Genomic DNA, 13123 nt, shown 5'->3' on the forward strand with positions numbered 1-13123 from the left:
ACACTCAAAACAAGGCCGGCAAAGCGCTGTAACGCCGGGACAGAACGGACCTGTTCCCGTCGCTGCCCCGAACCGCCTGATCACCCCAGCCGCTTTTCCATGCAGGTGAGATCCAGCCAGCGGCCGAACTTCGTGCCGACCTCAAAAAATGTGCCGGCGGTGCGAAAACCCAAGGCTTCGTGCAGGCGGATGGAGGCGCTGTTTTGCGCCTCGATGCAGGCCACCATCACGTGGATGCCGCCCGCTTCCGCCCGTGCCACAAGCGCCAACATCAACTGTCGGCCAAGGCCTGCGCCGCGATGATCCCGGTGGACATAGACCGAATGTTCCACCGTGTGGCGAAACCCTTCAAACGCACGCCAGTCGCCATAGGAGGCGTAACCGGCAATTTGCCCGTCCGCCTCTGCCACCAGAACCGGAAAGCCGCGGGCAAGGCGGGCCGCATACCACTCCTGTCGGTTGGCAAGATCGACCAGATTGTCGTTCCAGATCGCCGTCGTATTTGCCACCGCATCATTATAGATGTCGCGGATCGCGGGAAGATCCTTCTCTTCAGCGTCCCGCAGAAGGAGTTTGGCTGCCATTTAAAAATCCACTATAATAAACGTATCGTCTTCCATAGCAGACAGTCGGCGCAGACGTCCAGTGCCGTCTCCTGCCGCGCAAGCTCGGTCAGATGCTGGGCGACGGCAGGCTGAAGCAGGTGACGACGGCCGAATAATGCACGGCGGCGGCGGCAATGACGAAAGCGTGCCAGATGGCATTCTGGAAGCGCAACCGTTCCCAGACGTGAAAGATCACGCCGAGCGAATAGATGACGCCGCCGGCAACGATCAGCCACAGCGTGATCGAGGGCAGTTGCTGCGAGAGCGGTGAGATCACCACAACGCCGCTCCAGCCCATGCCGAGATACAGCAGGATGGTCAGCCGGTCGAAACGACCGGGAAACACGCATTTCAGCGTGATGCCGAAGAGTGCCACCGCCCAGACGAAGATCAGCATGGCAAAGACCAGCGGATCGGACGAGCCTCGTTCGAGAAACGGCGTATAGGTCGCGGCAATCAGCACAAAGATCGCCGAATGATCAAACCGTCGCAGCAGCCATTTGGTGCGCGAATGCGGCCAGATATTATAGGTGAACGACACCGAGAGACAGAGCACCAGCCCGATGCCATAGGTCCAGGCGGCAAACAGTTCGCCATGGCTTGACCAGAGCGTCGCGTAGAAGATGAGCGCGGTTGCACCGATCAGCGCAAACACGATGCCAACGCCGTGGACGACGCCATCGGCGACGATCTCGTGAAAATCATAGGCTCGTCCGAATCGCAGCAGGTCGCTCATAAATGCCCGGTCTCCTTTGCCGCCCACCATGAAGGTAAGGACAAAAAGACGCAACCGACGAGACGCCGCAGCCGCCATCACATTCCGTTATCAGCGTTTACGACTTTTCAAAACCGCGTGACAGCCTGTTCAGATTTCCTTCACACAGGCGTCACGGACGGATCATCGCCTGCGTTCAGCGCTCGACCAGAACCGAACATTTGGCGTGACGCACGACGCGGTCGGCGGTGGCGCCAATCAGGTAGTTGGAAAAATCCGGCACATGCGATGCCAGCATGATGAGATCGGCCTTATTGGCGGAGGCAGAGGCCAGAATCTCGTGTGCCGGTGCCCCCTGGCGTATCTCGATCTGCGCATCGAGCCCCAGTTTGTCACGCAGCGCGCCGAGCTTTGCCTGGCTATCGGCACGCGCCTGCCCCATCAGGTCGGAGGGGATATCGATGGTGAGATAACCCGGCACTTCCTCGACCACGTTGACGAGGGTGACCTTTGCGCCGGCATCCGCGAGCATGGCGGCCTTTGCCGCAAGGCGCTCGGCCTTGTCCAACTGTGCGACATCGATGGCAACGATGATGGAACTGTACATGGCATTCTCCCTGGAGTGTGCCAGTATGTTTCTCACGCCACGCGTGCGGGCGCCTTGAGGCAGGTCAAATCGTCAAGCATTGCAGGTTTCAGAAGATCGTTCTCTTTTTGTGAACGGGATGTCGTCATATCCAGATCTTTCGTGAACGATACGGCGCGTGCATAGTGCTGGCAATGATTGAGAATAGCGAGATCCGCAAGATGACGACTGCCGCAGCAACGCCCTCCTTTGCCCTCACCCGCCCCGCCCATGTGGAGGGCGCGCATCTGGTGGTGACCGATCTTGCCGGCACCGGCGCCTTCTACCGCGACATTATCGGGCTTTCGCTGCTGGAGGAACGCCCAAGCGGCCTGATTCTGGGTGTCGATGGCGTGCCGCTTCTGACGCTTTCCACCGGCACCGGCATTGCCCGTGCGCCACGAACCGCGGCCGGCCTTTTCCACACCGCTTTCCTGGTGCCCAACCGGGCAGAACTTGCCGCCTGGCTTGCCCATGCCGTCCACCGAGGTATCAGGCTCGAAGGCGCTTCCGACCATCTGGTGAGCGAGGCGATCTATCTCTCCGACCCCGAAGGCAACGGCATCGAGATCTACCGCGATCGCTCGCCGCTCGAATGGAACTATCAGCCGGATGGCATGGTTGCGATGGCGACCGAGCGGCTGGATCTGCAGGCGCTCTATGACAGTGCGGCAAAGGAAAGCTGGGCCGGCATGGCGCCCGGCACTGCCATCGGCCATATCCACCTGCAGGTGGGCAATGTGGCAGACGCCGATGCCTTTTACCGCGATGTGCTCGGCCTGAAGATCATGGCACGTTATCCGGGCGCCAGCTTCTTTGCGACCGGTGGTTATCACCATCACCTCGCCGCCAACATCTGGAACAGCCGGGGTGCCGGGATGCGCCAGAAGAGCATGAGCGGCCTTTCCGATTACACGCTGAAATTTACCGATGCGGCAGCGCTTGAAACGGCGCTGCAGGGCCTGGAAAAGCTGGAGATCGCCACCTCCCGGACTGCCGCCGGCATCACGCTTTCCGATCCCTGGGGCATCGGCCTGACACTTGCCGCCTGACGCATCATTTCCCGCTGGAACCGCTGCAACCCTCGCGCGTTGATGCCGCGCAAAGGGGATAGCGAATATGACAACCACAGCGGCCCGCGTGGCCAGGCAAAACGGCAAAGCCAAGCGACGCACGATAGAGCATGAAGGCGCGCGCCAGGACGAGATTGCCGGCTACAGCGCCGATGCAACCGAATTTATGCCGCTGGGCCGCGATGCGCTGGAAGTGGCCAAGGCCTGGGCGGTGATCGGGATTTTCCTCATCATCGGTTTTGCCGTGGTTCATCAGCTGTCACTGATCCTGAAGCCCGTGGCGCTTGCCATCGTCATCGGCATGATCCTTGGCATGGTGGCCGAGCGCATGGGGGAATTCGGCATTCCCCGCTTCGGCATTGCGCTCATCCTGTCGACGCTGGTGATGGCCTGCCTCTTCCTGCTCGTTAATGCGCTCGCCGAACCGGTGGCGACGCTCATTGGCGAGGGGCCGCGCGTGGTGGAGGAAACCTTTGCCCGCATCACGCCCTTCCTCGAAAAACACCACTGGCTGAACATCACGCCGGCCACGTTCAACAGCGGGCCGATGTCGATGGAAAAGCTCCTGGAAAACAGCGGCAATGTGCTGAGCGTGGTCTCGGCCAACCTGACGCCGGCAATCGTGCAGGGGCTGATCTTCTTTGCAGCCCTGCTGCTCTTCCTCTATGGGCGCCTGAAACTGCGCCGCACCATCATCATGGCCTTCCCGACCCGGCGCCAGAGGCTTTTGTCCATCCGCATCTTCAATGCGGTGGAAGAAGTGCTCGGTTATTATTTCGCCACCGCCAGCCTGATGTATCTCGGCCTCGGCGTGGTGATGACGCTGATCGCCTATGCCGGCGGCCTGCCCATGCCCATTCTCTGGGGCGTGTTTGCCTTTCTGTCCAGCTTCATCCCCTTTCTCGGCATCACCGTCATGACGTTTTCCGTCGCGGTTGCCGGCATCCTTGTGCATGATACGCTGATGATCGGGTTGTTGCCGGCGATCTGCTTCTTCATGGTCCATCTCATCATGGAAAACCTGGCTTTTCCCGCCGTCATGGGCCGCCAGTGGGAAATCAACCCTTTCGTGGTTTTTGTCGCCATCCTGTTCTGGACATGGATGTGGGGGGCCGTTGGCGCCATGCTGGCGCTGCCGCTGTCGCTGATTGTCATGACGATGTTCCACGAGATGTTTCCAGACCGCAAGACCGTGCCGCAACTGCCGGACTGAGCGGCGCAGACGACAGAGACAAAAAAGCCCGAGGATCCGGCCGGATCCTCGGGCTTTCGTATTGGGTCGGAAAATCTCAATCGTAGAGATAATATTCCGGCCACTGCTCGCGCGGAATTTTTGAGCCCAGCTTGTAGTCGAACGTAGTGATGGCGAGGCCATCATTGGCCGTCTGGCACTTGTATTTCAGGCGATACCAGTTGCCGCCGCTGCGAAAGACGGCACCCGGCGCCCGGATCAGGTCACCCTTTTCGATCGTATCGCCAAACGTGTAGGCGATCACCTTGTCGGGCTTGAAACCGTCCGCTTCCTTGGCGATCCGGTTCATCGCCTCGATGTCGCAACGTTGCTCGCGCCGCTCCTCTGGTGTCAGCGCATCCAGCTGGCGCACGATGCTGCTATCGATAGCATGGGCTTGAAGGGCGGGAAAAAATACGATCGTCAGAGCGACGATCCTCGCGGTCATTGTCATGGCATTCTCATCCAATAGAGGTCGGACGTGGGGGAAACTAGGAAAGGTAGGGCCGATTGACCACCCACCATGACGAGAATTACCCTGTTTTTGTTCACCCGCCGCCGGCGAATAGTAACGGCTGAGCGGAATGCGACGGAGGAGTTCATGTCTGATGTGGACGGGGAACCGCTGCTGATGCCGTCGTTGTCGGATGCCCGCAAGGAGCAGATCAAGCTGCGCGGCACATTTCTAAACGGTATCGGCATCGGCATCGGCGTCATCCTGATCGGCGTATTTACGCCGATCATTCGGATTCTGAACGACCCAGCACTCTCGCAGGCAAACCTGCTTTGGGCAGGACTTTCGCTTGTCGTTTGCTTTATTCTCGGCCTGTGCCTACGTTATACGGCAACGCTGATCCTCGATGGATTGGACCCATGACCCAACAATTGGCCTTGCTTCTGATGCCCGTCGCCGGCCTCGCCGCTGTAGTTGCGTTTGTCTACTGGCAAAACGGCCGCGACGCCCGCCGCGACCATCGAAAATAGTGCGCTTTTCTCCAGCATCTAAGCTTCTGCCGCTCTTGCACCTATGTGCCGCCCATCTCCGACATCTGCACTTGCTGCAGTACCCGAGCCACGCCTAAAGGGAGCAGCAGCTGATATGATGTCAATGAAAGATTGAGGACCACTCCTATCCTTGAGGACACCGCAATGGCTGGCAATACTTTCGTCCGAATCAGGATTGATGCATCCCTGAGGAACGAAGCGGCACTTGTACTCGACAGTCTCGGTCTGACCATTTCTGATGTCATGCGCATAACGCTGACTGAGGTTGTTCGAGAAAAGGCCCTTCCCTTGTATCTTTTGCGCCCCAATCCGCAGACTGTCGCCGCAATCGAGGAGGCGCGCGCTATCAAGGCGTCTTAACTCTTCGCGTAACCACTTCTCCCCATCACGTCCCCTTGTCCCACCACAATCGCGTCGCGCGCCTTGCCCTTCGCCCCCGCCCCGCCTATCTCTGGCTCTCCTGTTCCCCTGATGCCGGAGTGTCCCTTGGCCCGTTCCAAAGCCGTTTTCCAGAACCTCCCTTCCCCTCCGATTGCGCCGAAAAAGCCGGTGAGCGATACCCACCACGGCGTGACCCGCACGGATGATTATGCCTGGATGCGCGCCGACAACTGGCAGGCGATGTTCAAGGATCCAAGCCTGCTCGACCCCGAAATCCGCGCCCATCTGGAGGCGGAGAACGCCTATATGGAGGCGGCACTCGGCGATACGAAAGACCTGCAGAAGACGCTGTTTGCCGAGATGAAGGGCCGCATCAAGGAAGACGATTCGTCGGTTCCGATGAAGGACGGTCCGTTTGCCTATGGCACGCTTTATGTCACCGGCGGCGAGCAGGCGCATTATTTCCGCACGCCCCGCGACGGCGGCGACCGCGAACTGTTGCTCGATGGCGACCGCGAGGCTACGGGCAAGGATTATTTCCGCCTGTCCGGCATCGACCATTCCTCCAACCATGCCTTCGGCATCTGGGGTTATGACGACAAGGGTTCTGAATATTTTACGCTGCGGGTGCGCGATCTCTCGACGGGCGAGGATCTGCCAGACGTTATCGAAAATACCGCCGGCGGCGGCGTCTGGGCGCCCGATGGCAAGAGCTTCTTTTATACGCTGCAGGACGAGAACCACCGTCCGTCAAAAGTCTTCCACCACATCGTCGGCGAACCGCAATCAGCCGACCGGCTGGTGTTTGAGGAAACCGATCCGGGCTTCTTCATGGGCGTTGGCGGCTCGCTGCTGGATGACGTTATTTACGTCGACATCCACGACCACGAAACCTCGGAATACCGCATCCTCTCGACCAAGGATCTGACCGCCGAGCCGGTTCTGGTCGCCGAGCGCGAAGAGGGCATCGAATATTCGATGACCGAGGGCGGCGATGTCTTCTACATCCTCACCAACGCCGATGGCGCCAAGGATTTCAAGATCGTCGAGGCGCCGTTTGATGCGCCGGGCAGGCAAAACTGGACGGATCTGGTGGCGCACGAGCCGGGCCGCCTCATCCTCAACCACATGGCCTTTGCCCGCCATCTGGTCTGGCTGGAACGGCGCGACGGCCTGCCGCGCATCGTCGTGCGGGATCGAAAGAGCGGCGAGGAACATTCGATCGCCTTTGCCGAAGAAGCCTATTCGCTCGGCCTTTCCGGCGCTGCCGAATATGACACCGACGTCATCCGCTTTTCCTATTCCTCAATGACGACACCCTCGCAGCTTTACGACTACAACATGGCCACGCGCGAGCGTACGCTCTTGAAAACGCAGGAGGTTCCCTCCGGCCATAACCCCGATGATTACGTCACGCGCCGTGTGATGGCGGTGTCGCATGATGGCGCGCTGGTGCCGATCTCTCTGCTTTACCGCAAGGACACGAAACTCGACGGCTCCGCGCCCTGCCTGCTCTACGGCTACGGCGCCTATGGCATCAGCATTCCCGCCTCGTTTTCCACCACCAACCTGTCGCTGGCCGACCGCGGTTTCGTTTACGCCATCGCTCATGTGCGCGGCGGCAAGGACAAGGGGTTTTCCTGGTACGAAGACGGCAAGATGGAGATGAAGGAAAACACGTTTAGGGATTTCATCGCGGCGGCCGATCATCTGGTGGCGGAAGGCTTTACTGCCTATGACAACATCATTGCCGAGGGCGGTTCGGCCGGCGGCATGCTGATGGGCGCAATTGCCAATATGGCGCCGGAAAAGTTTGCCGGCATTATCGCCGCCGTCCCTTTTGTCGACGTGCTCACCACCATGCTCGACGACACGCTGCCGCTGACGCCGCCGGAATGGCCGGAATGGGGTAACCCGCTCGACTCGGCCGAAGAGTATCAATGGATTGCCGCCTATTCGCCTTATGACAACGTAGGAACAAAATCCTACCCGCCGATCCTCGCCATTTCCGGCCTCACCGATCCGCGCGTCACCTACTGGGAACCGACGAAATGGGTGGCGAAACTGCGTGACAAGGCGCCGGACGCCGGCCCTTACCTGTTGAAGACCAATATGGCGGCGGGTCATGGCGGAAAATCCGGCCGTTTCCAGCGGCTGGAGGAAATCGCCTTCGAATATGCCTTCGCCATCAAGATGGCGGGCCGCATGTAAGGGCTGCGTGATGATCAAGACCTCGCGATGGCGGCAAATCTTCGCCATCGCGATGGTCGGCCGAGACGGCTGAGGCGGCGAGGAGATCCGATGTTTTCCAGGCAGTGGTGGTTCATCTCGCACATGATGCGGCGGCTGTGGTTCACCGCAACGCTTTATTGCCTGTTCGGCGTGGTCTCGGCGCTTGCCGCCATCTGGATCGCGCCTTACCTGCCGGATGAACTGCCGCGAACCTTCGGCTCCAGCGCCGTTGACAGTATCCTGTCGATCATCGCGTCGAGCATGCTGGCCGTCACGACGTTCTCGCTGACGACGCTTGTCTCGGCAACGGGTGCGGCCGCCGATGCCGCAACGCCCCGCGCCACCAGCCTGCTTCTGGAAGACCGCACGGCGCAGCGGGCGCTCTCCACCTTTCTCGGCGCCTTCCTGTTTTCGCTGGTCGGGCTGATTGCGCTGAATACCGAGCTTTACGGCGAGCGCGGACGTTTTGTGCTGTTTATCGCAACGCTCATCATGGTGGCGCTGATCGTCGTGACGCTTCTGCGCTGGATCGATCATCTGGCGGGCCTCGGGCGCATGGGCGAAACCATTTCGCGCGTCGAGGAAGCCGCGCAAAAGGCGTTCAGCGCCTATCGCGCCGCCCCGATTTTTGGCGCCAATCCCTGGACACCGCCCGCTGTCGGTGCAATTGCCATCTACCATCCGCGCATCGGTTATCTCCAGCATCTCGACATCGCGACCCTCTCGGATATTGCCGGGGAACTCGATGCGACCCTTCACGTGGAGCGCCGGCCCGGCAGCCATTGCGATCCGACGGTGCCCATCGCCTACCTGACGCTCAGCGACAAAAGCCGCACGCTGGAAGACACCGTGCCCGGCCGCATCGCCTCCGCCTTCACCATCGGCAACCGCCGCTCCTTTGACCAGGACCCGCGGTTTGGCCTGATCGCGCTCTCGGAAATCGGCTCGAAGGCGCTATCACCTGGTATCAACGATCCCGGCACGGCCATAGACGTGCTGGCCACGCTGACACGGCTGATGGCCGCCGACACCGGCCCCGAAGAACCGTCCAAAATTCTTCATGAGCGTATCTATCTCTCGCATATTGCCGAAGACGACCTCATGGAGGCCGCCTTCATGCCGATATCGCGCGATGGCGCCGGACTTCTCGAAGTGGCAATCCGCCTGCAGAAATCGCTGGCGGCAATTTCTGCCCATTCCTCGGCGCAGGCCAGCGCCGCTGCCCGCCGCATGGCCGCCTCCGCCCTTGCCCGGGCGCGCGAATCGCTGACTTTCGGCGAGGATCGAAAGAGGATCGAGGACGAATACGCGCGGCTTTTCAACCACAACTGAGCGCCCTTCGCGCCGCACCCGCCCACAATCCTCCTGCCCCCCCGACAATAGCGCTTTCCTTGTGCCGTAGCGGAACAGACTGTGCCATTTTCCATCCGTAAGGCCGATGTTTCTATTGGCAAAAGCGCAAGAAGACATGCACGATTCAGCATGCCGTGGTATAGCGCAGGAACGCATCGTCCGAAGCAGGACTGGTGCAAGGGCAGGGGTTTGAAGCTTTGAGTGTATCGATCGGACTGCTGGCAGCAGTGATCGTCATGGGCGTGCTGATCATGATCGGCACGGTGCGGGCGCCCAACGCGCCCGGACGCAAGGCCTTTGCCCTGTCCATCCTGATGGCCCTGTGGTGGACCGGATGTGTGCTATACCGGCACGGCAGTGAAGATCTTGCGGCCCATATCCTGGCCTCCAAGCTTGCCTGGTTTGGCATCATGGGCACACCGCTCTTCTGGTCCTTGAGCTTTTTAAGCTATGCACGCGGCCGTGAATCGGAAAAGGGCTGGCACCTCATCGCGCTTGGCGCGATCAGCGCCTTCTTCGGCATCATGGCGCTGACCAACGACTGGCACCACGGCCTCTATATCGAGCTGCTCGACCCCAAAACCATGCTGTTTCGTCATGGCTGGCTCTATTCGGTCGCGAAAGCGCTGGCCTATACGGCCATGGCGATTTCCTGCTGTTCCGGCATTGTGCTGACCCTGCGCTCGCGCGGCATTCACCAGTGGCAGCTTTGGGCGCTGCTGGTATCGGCACTTTTGCCGCTCGCTGCCAATATCGCCTACACCGCCTATGGTTTCATGATCTTCGATGACGATCCGACCCCGTTCATCTTTGCCGGAACCGGGGCTTTCATGCTGGGCGCGCAGCTGTTCGGCCGGCTTTTTGTGCTGCCGCCCATCGGCCGCGATGCGATTTTTGCCGTTCTGCCCGATCCTGTAATCGTGCTGGATGAGGCGGGCCGCATTCTGGAACTCAACCCGGCAGCGGCAAGCCTGCCGGGCATTCCCGTGCAGCCAATCGGCAAGTTTTTGCACGAGCCGGCGGAAATCGCTGCTTTTCTGAAAACCATGACCGAGGACGATGGCGAGCGTCACGAACTGACGCTTGGCGGAAATGGCTGCACCTACGAGGTCTCCTGCCATTCGCTGCGGCCCTGGGGGCGCATCGGCGGACGGATGATCGTGATGCGCGATATCTCGTTGCGCAAGGCAGACCAGACGCGATTGGCCGACCTCTCGCGCGATCTGGAACTGAAACTGTCCGACAATTTGCACCTGCAGGCGCTGTTGCGGGAAGAGGCCATCCGCGACCACCTGACCGGGCTTTACAACCGCCGCCACGCGCAGGAGGTTCTGCCGCCGCTGATGCAGCATCGTGCCGAGACGGCACTGGACAGTTCACCCCACAGCGCCACCACGGACGCAGAGCAGCCGAATGCGGTTCTGGCGATTGCCATCGTCGATATCGACCATTTCAAATCCTTCAACGACCGCTACGGCCATCAGACGGGCGACGACGTGCTGAAGGTGTTTGCTGCCATGCTGCAGGAAAGCCTCGATCCCTCTGACAGCGTGTTCCGCTGGGGCGGCGAGGAATTTCTGGTGGTGATGCCGCAAACCAGCCGCCAAAAGGTGGAGGAACGGTGCGCCGAGTGGAAGGCCAGACTGGCCGATACAAGACTGGCTGACACAAGACTTTCTGGCAATCACTGCCCGGCACTCACCTTCTCCGCCGGTATTTTCCTTTCGACCGAAGGCGCGACAACGATTGACGAGGCGGTCAGGGCCGCAGACGTCGCACTTTACCGTGCCAAGGCCGATGGACGCGACTGCTGCCGCATCCATGGCGACGGCACACCTGGTCCGACGCTTTCTGTTGTGCCGGCCCTGGCGATGGCTGAAAGCGATGTGGCAGGCGCCCTTGCGGCGTCGGGCTGAGGCGCGACCTTTTTTTTAAAACTTCATCGTCGCGGCGAAGCAGGCGCCGGCAACCGTCAGAAGCGGCTGCCTGTCAATGCCCGCTTTCTCGCATTTGCGAGATGTCGCAAGCCTCGCGCAAGCTTGATCAGTTAACACATTCTTAACGATAACAACCACGGACAGACCGCCATGCAGATTGACAGCGGACTGAGCGGGTATGGATATTCCGGGCGAACCTACGGTATCGACCGCCGGACCGAAGAACCCGCACAAAGCCAGCCGGAGACGCGCAAACGTTCCGCCTCAGCCCTGACCGGCAGCAGCACGCTTTTATCCTCATCGCTGTCGAACGCGCTGTGGATGGTGGAAAACGCGCGTGCCGGAACAGAACCGCACGATGCCTCCCGCATTCTCCAGGCTCCCGCTCCCTCTGTGGAGCAGGTGGAAGACGTCTACTCGGAATTCTGACGCGCAACCGGCAAGCCTGTGGCGCGATAGCGCGGGCGGCCTTTATGGCCTTTGCCGGTCGATCTATCTACCTCATAGCCGCCATATCTGGCCTGCAGCCCGCCTGCGCCCCTCCCGGGATCGGCCTGCGGCAGCCCCCGCCCCAAAAAATGCTTAGATGGCTGTCACGCGGCCCGCATCACCTCCACGGTGACATGCGACAGGCTTTCAAGATCCTGCAGTCTTTCCTTGTAGGCGGCAGGCTCCAGCGGATCGCGCGCGCAGATGGCAAGGATGGCCGCATGATGGCCCGGCCCCACCTGCCAGACGTGAAGGTCGGTCAGTTGCGCATCCGCCCCTTCCACGCGGGCACGAATCTTGTCGGCCAGCCTGCCCTCTTCCGGTACGGCATCGAGAAGCACCGCAGACGTATCGCGCACCAGCCCTAAGGACCAGCGGGCAATCACCAGACCGCCGACAATCCCCATTACCGGATCGAGCCAGATCCAGCCATAGGCGCGGCCTGCCAGGAGTGCTGCGATGGCAAGAACCGAGGTCAGCGCATCCGCGAGCACATGCAGATAGGCGGCGCGCAGGTTGTTGTCTGCGGCTTTGGACGGGGCATGGTGCGCGTGATGGCCATGGTGGCCGTGATGCCCGTGGTGACCCTCATGGGCTGCATGACCGTCGTGGTCTTCGTGGTCTTCGTGCGCAAAATGATGCCCATGGCTGTGGCCGTGGTGATGATCGTCCTTCAGCAGCCAGGCGCTGACGAGGTTGACGACAAGCCCGAGCACGGCGACGACGACCGCCTGATTGAACTCGATGGCGACAGGGCTTGCCAGCCGCACCAGGCTTTCGACGGCAATCAAGAGAGCAATCAGCGCCAGCGCCACCGCACTGGCAAAACCTGCGAGATCGCCAAGCTTGCCGGTGCCGAAGGTGAAGCGACCGTTTTTCGCCTCGCGCTTCGCATACCAGTAGGCCCCGGCGGCAATCAGCATGGCGCCGGCATGGGTGGACATGTGCCAGCCATCCGCCAGAAGCGCCATCGAGCCATAAAGCGTGCCGGCGACGATCTCGCCCACCATCATCACGGTGGTGATCACAATCACCAGCCAGACCTTTTTGGCGTTGCGATCATGGTTTTCGCCGAGGAATACGTGGTCGTGCGAAGAGGAAGCGGTCATGGCGGGTCTCCGGGAAATCTTCTAGTCAGGCAATCCGGCTCGGCCGGTCGGGCGCGAGCGGTTAGACGATCGCATCAGCGGATGTAGCTGCGCAGCGCCGCAGCCAGTTCCTCGGCAGCCTTTGTCCGCTCGGCCTCGTCGGTTGCGTGCAGCACATGGTCGTGCAGATGCGCCTGCATCACCTCGCCGGTCAGGCCGTTCAGCGCACCGCGAATGGAGGCGAGCAGTTGCAGCACCTCGCCGCACGGCTTTTGCGCTTCCAGCGCCCGCTCGACGGCCTCCATCTGGCCCTTCAGGCGGCGCACGCGGGCCAGAAGTTTTTCACCGTCACGAATGGTATGGGACATGGCATTCTCAAATTTTACTAT

General features: G+C 60.7%; 14 protein-coding genes. 8 read left to right on the top strand and 6 right to left on the bottom strand.

All coding sequences use genetic code 11. The annotated features are described in order from the left end of the window. Positions 1-80: 80 nt before the first annotated feature. From AC4CWH_RS11185 to AC4CWH_RS11195, 3 genes are all read right to left on the bottom strand, one after another. Positions 81-584, bottom strand: a complete 504-nt coding sequence (locus tag AC4CWH_RS11185) for a GNAT family N-acetyltransferase (RefSeq protein WP_491318788.1) — start codon at positions 582-584, stop codon at positions 81-83. An 88-nt stretch (positions 585-672) separates the two neighbouring features. Then, positions 673-1341, bottom strand: a complete 669-nt coding sequence (trhA, locus tag AC4CWH_RS11190; protein ID WP_491318789.1) for a PAQR family membrane homeostasis protein TrhA — start codon at positions 1339-1341, stop codon at positions 673-675. Positions 1342-1516: 175 nt separating this feature from the next. Then, positions 1517-1927, bottom strand: a complete 411-nt coding sequence (locus tag AC4CWH_RS11195) for a universal stress protein (protein WP_491318790.1) — start codon at positions 1925-1927, stop codon at positions 1517-1519. Positions 1928-2127: 200 nt separating this feature from the next. Between AC4CWH_RS11195 and AC4CWH_RS11200 the strand changes: the two genes are divergently transcribed. Both AC4CWH_RS11200 and AC4CWH_RS11205 read left to right on the top strand, forming a co-directional pair. Continuing rightward, on the top strand, positions 2128-2997 hold the full coding sequence (locus AC4CWH_RS11200; protein WP_491318791.1) for a VOC family protein: 870 nt from the start codon (positions 2128-2130) through the stop codon (positions 2995-2997). A gap of 67 nt (positions 2998-3064) precedes the next feature. Beyond that, on the top strand, positions 3065-4231 hold the full coding sequence (locus tag AC4CWH_RS11205; protein WP_491282102.1) for an AI-2E family transporter: 1167 nt from the start codon (positions 3065-3067) through the stop codon (positions 4229-4231). Between the two features lie 76 nt (positions 4232-4307). On the opposite strand, the gene AC4CWH_RS11210 is transcribed toward AC4CWH_RS11205, so the two are convergent. Then, a complete protein-coding gene (locus AC4CWH_RS11210) occupies positions 4308-4697 on the bottom strand; it encodes a DUF930 domain-containing protein (protein WP_491285396.1) in 390 nt (129 codons plus the stop codon). Between the two features lie 153 nt (positions 4698-4850). On the opposite strand from AC4CWH_RS11210, the gene AC4CWH_RS11215 reads away from it, so the two are divergent. The 6 genes from AC4CWH_RS11215 to AC4CWH_RS11240 all read left to right on the top strand — a co-directional run bounded on the left by AC4CWH_RS11215 (position 4851) and on the right by AC4CWH_RS11240 (position 11586). Beyond that, a complete protein-coding gene (locus AC4CWH_RS11215; protein WP_491318792.1) occupies positions 4851-5126 on the top strand; it encodes a hypothetical protein in 276 nt (91 codons plus the stop codon). A gap of 272 nt (positions 5127-5398) precedes the next feature. Beyond that, a complete protein-coding gene (locus AC4CWH_RS11220) occupies positions 5399-5614 on the top strand; it encodes a type II toxin-antitoxin system RelB/DinJ family antitoxin (protein WP_491318793.1) in 216 nt (71 codons plus the stop codon). A gap of 126 nt (positions 5615-5740) precedes the next feature. Next, complete coding sequence (locus AC4CWH_RS11225) at positions 5741-7846, top strand: S9 family peptidase (protein ID WP_491318794.1); 2106 nt, start codon at positions 5741-5743, stop codon at positions 7844-7846. Between the two features lie 90 nt (positions 7847-7936). After that, complete coding sequence (locus tag AC4CWH_RS11230; protein ID WP_491318795.1) at positions 7937-9199, top strand: DUF2254 domain-containing protein; 1263 nt, start codon at positions 7937-7939, stop codon at positions 9197-9199. A gap of 218 nt (positions 9200-9417) precedes the next feature. Then, on the top strand, positions 9418-11136 hold the full coding sequence (locus AC4CWH_RS11235) for a diguanylate cyclase (protein WP_491318796.1): 1719 nt from the start codon (positions 9418-9420) through the stop codon (positions 11134-11136). Between the two features lie 171 nt (positions 11137-11307). Further along, positions 11308-11586, top strand: a complete 279-nt coding sequence (locus tag AC4CWH_RS11240; protein WP_491318797.1) for a hypothetical protein — start codon at positions 11308-11310, stop codon at positions 11584-11586. Positions 11587-11750: 164 nt separating this feature from the next. Here the strand turns inward: AC4CWH_RS11240 and dmeF are convergent, their stop codons facing one another. Further along, positions 11751-12755 (bottom strand): CDF family Co(II)/Ni(II) efflux transporter DmeF, encoded by a 1005-nt coding sequence (dmeF, locus tag AC4CWH_RS11245; RefSeq protein ID WP_491318798.1) that lies wholly within the window; start codon positions 12753-12755, stop codon positions 11751-11753. A 74-nt stretch (positions 12756-12829) separates the two neighbouring features. Then, positions 12830-13102, bottom strand: coding sequence for a Ni(II)/Co(II)-sensing transcriptional repressor DmeR (dmeR, locus tag AC4CWH_RS11250; RefSeq protein ID WP_491318799.1), 273 nt, complete (start codon positions 13100-13102; stop codon positions 12830-12832). Positions 13103-13123 lie beyond the last annotated feature (21 nt).

The organism is Neorhizobium sp. PAMB6716, from assembly GCF_058242805.1.

Bases quoted from the DNA above. Each gene is read 5' to 3' on its own strand.
- dmeF (WP_491318798.1), bottom strand. From the start codon at position 12,755: ATGACCGCTTCCTCTTCGCACGACCACGTATTCCTCGGCGAAAACCAT.
- AC4CWH_RS11215 (WP_491318792.1), top strand. From the start codon at position 4,851: ATGTCTGATGTGGACGGGGAACCGCTGCTGATGCCGTCGTTGTCGGAT.
- AC4CWH_RS11195 (WP_491318790.1), bottom strand. From the start codon at position 1,927: ATGTACAGTTCCATCATCGTTGCCATCGATGTCGCACAGTTGGACAAG.
- AC4CWH_RS11210 (WP_491285396.1), bottom strand. From the start codon at position 4,697: ATGACCGCGAGGATCGTCGCTCTGACGATCGTATTTTTTCCCGCCCTT.
- AC4CWH_RS11240 (WP_491318797.1), top strand. From the start codon at position 11,308: ATGCAGATTGACAGCGGACTGAGCGGGTATGGATATTCCGGGCGAACC.
- AC4CWH_RS11230 (WP_491318795.1), top strand. From the start codon at position 7,937: ATGTTTTCCAGGCAGTGGTGGTTCATCTCGCACATGATGCGGCGGCTG.
- trhA (WP_491318789.1), bottom strand. From the start codon at position 1,341: ATGAGCGACCTGCTGCGATTCGGACGAGCCTATGATTTTCACGAGATC.
- AC4CWH_RS11185 (WP_491318788.1), bottom strand. From the start codon at position 584: ATGGCAGCCAAACTCCTTCTGCGGGACGCTGAAGAGAAGGATCTTCCC.
- AC4CWH_RS11220 (WP_491318793.1), top strand. From the start codon at position 5,399: ATGGCTGGCAATACTTTCGTCCGAATCAGGATTGATGCATCCCTGAGG.
- AC4CWH_RS11200 (WP_491318791.1), top strand. From the start codon at position 2,128: ATGACGACTGCCGCAGCAACGCCCTCCTTTGCCCTCACCCGCCCCGCC.
- AC4CWH_RS11205 (WP_491282102.1), top strand. From the start codon at position 3,065: ATGACAACCACAGCGGCCCGCGTGGCCAGGCAAAACGGCAAAGCCAAG.
- dmeR (WP_491318799.1), bottom strand. From the start codon at position 13,102: ATGTCCCATACCATTCGTGACGGTGAAAAACTTCTGGCCCGCGTGCGC.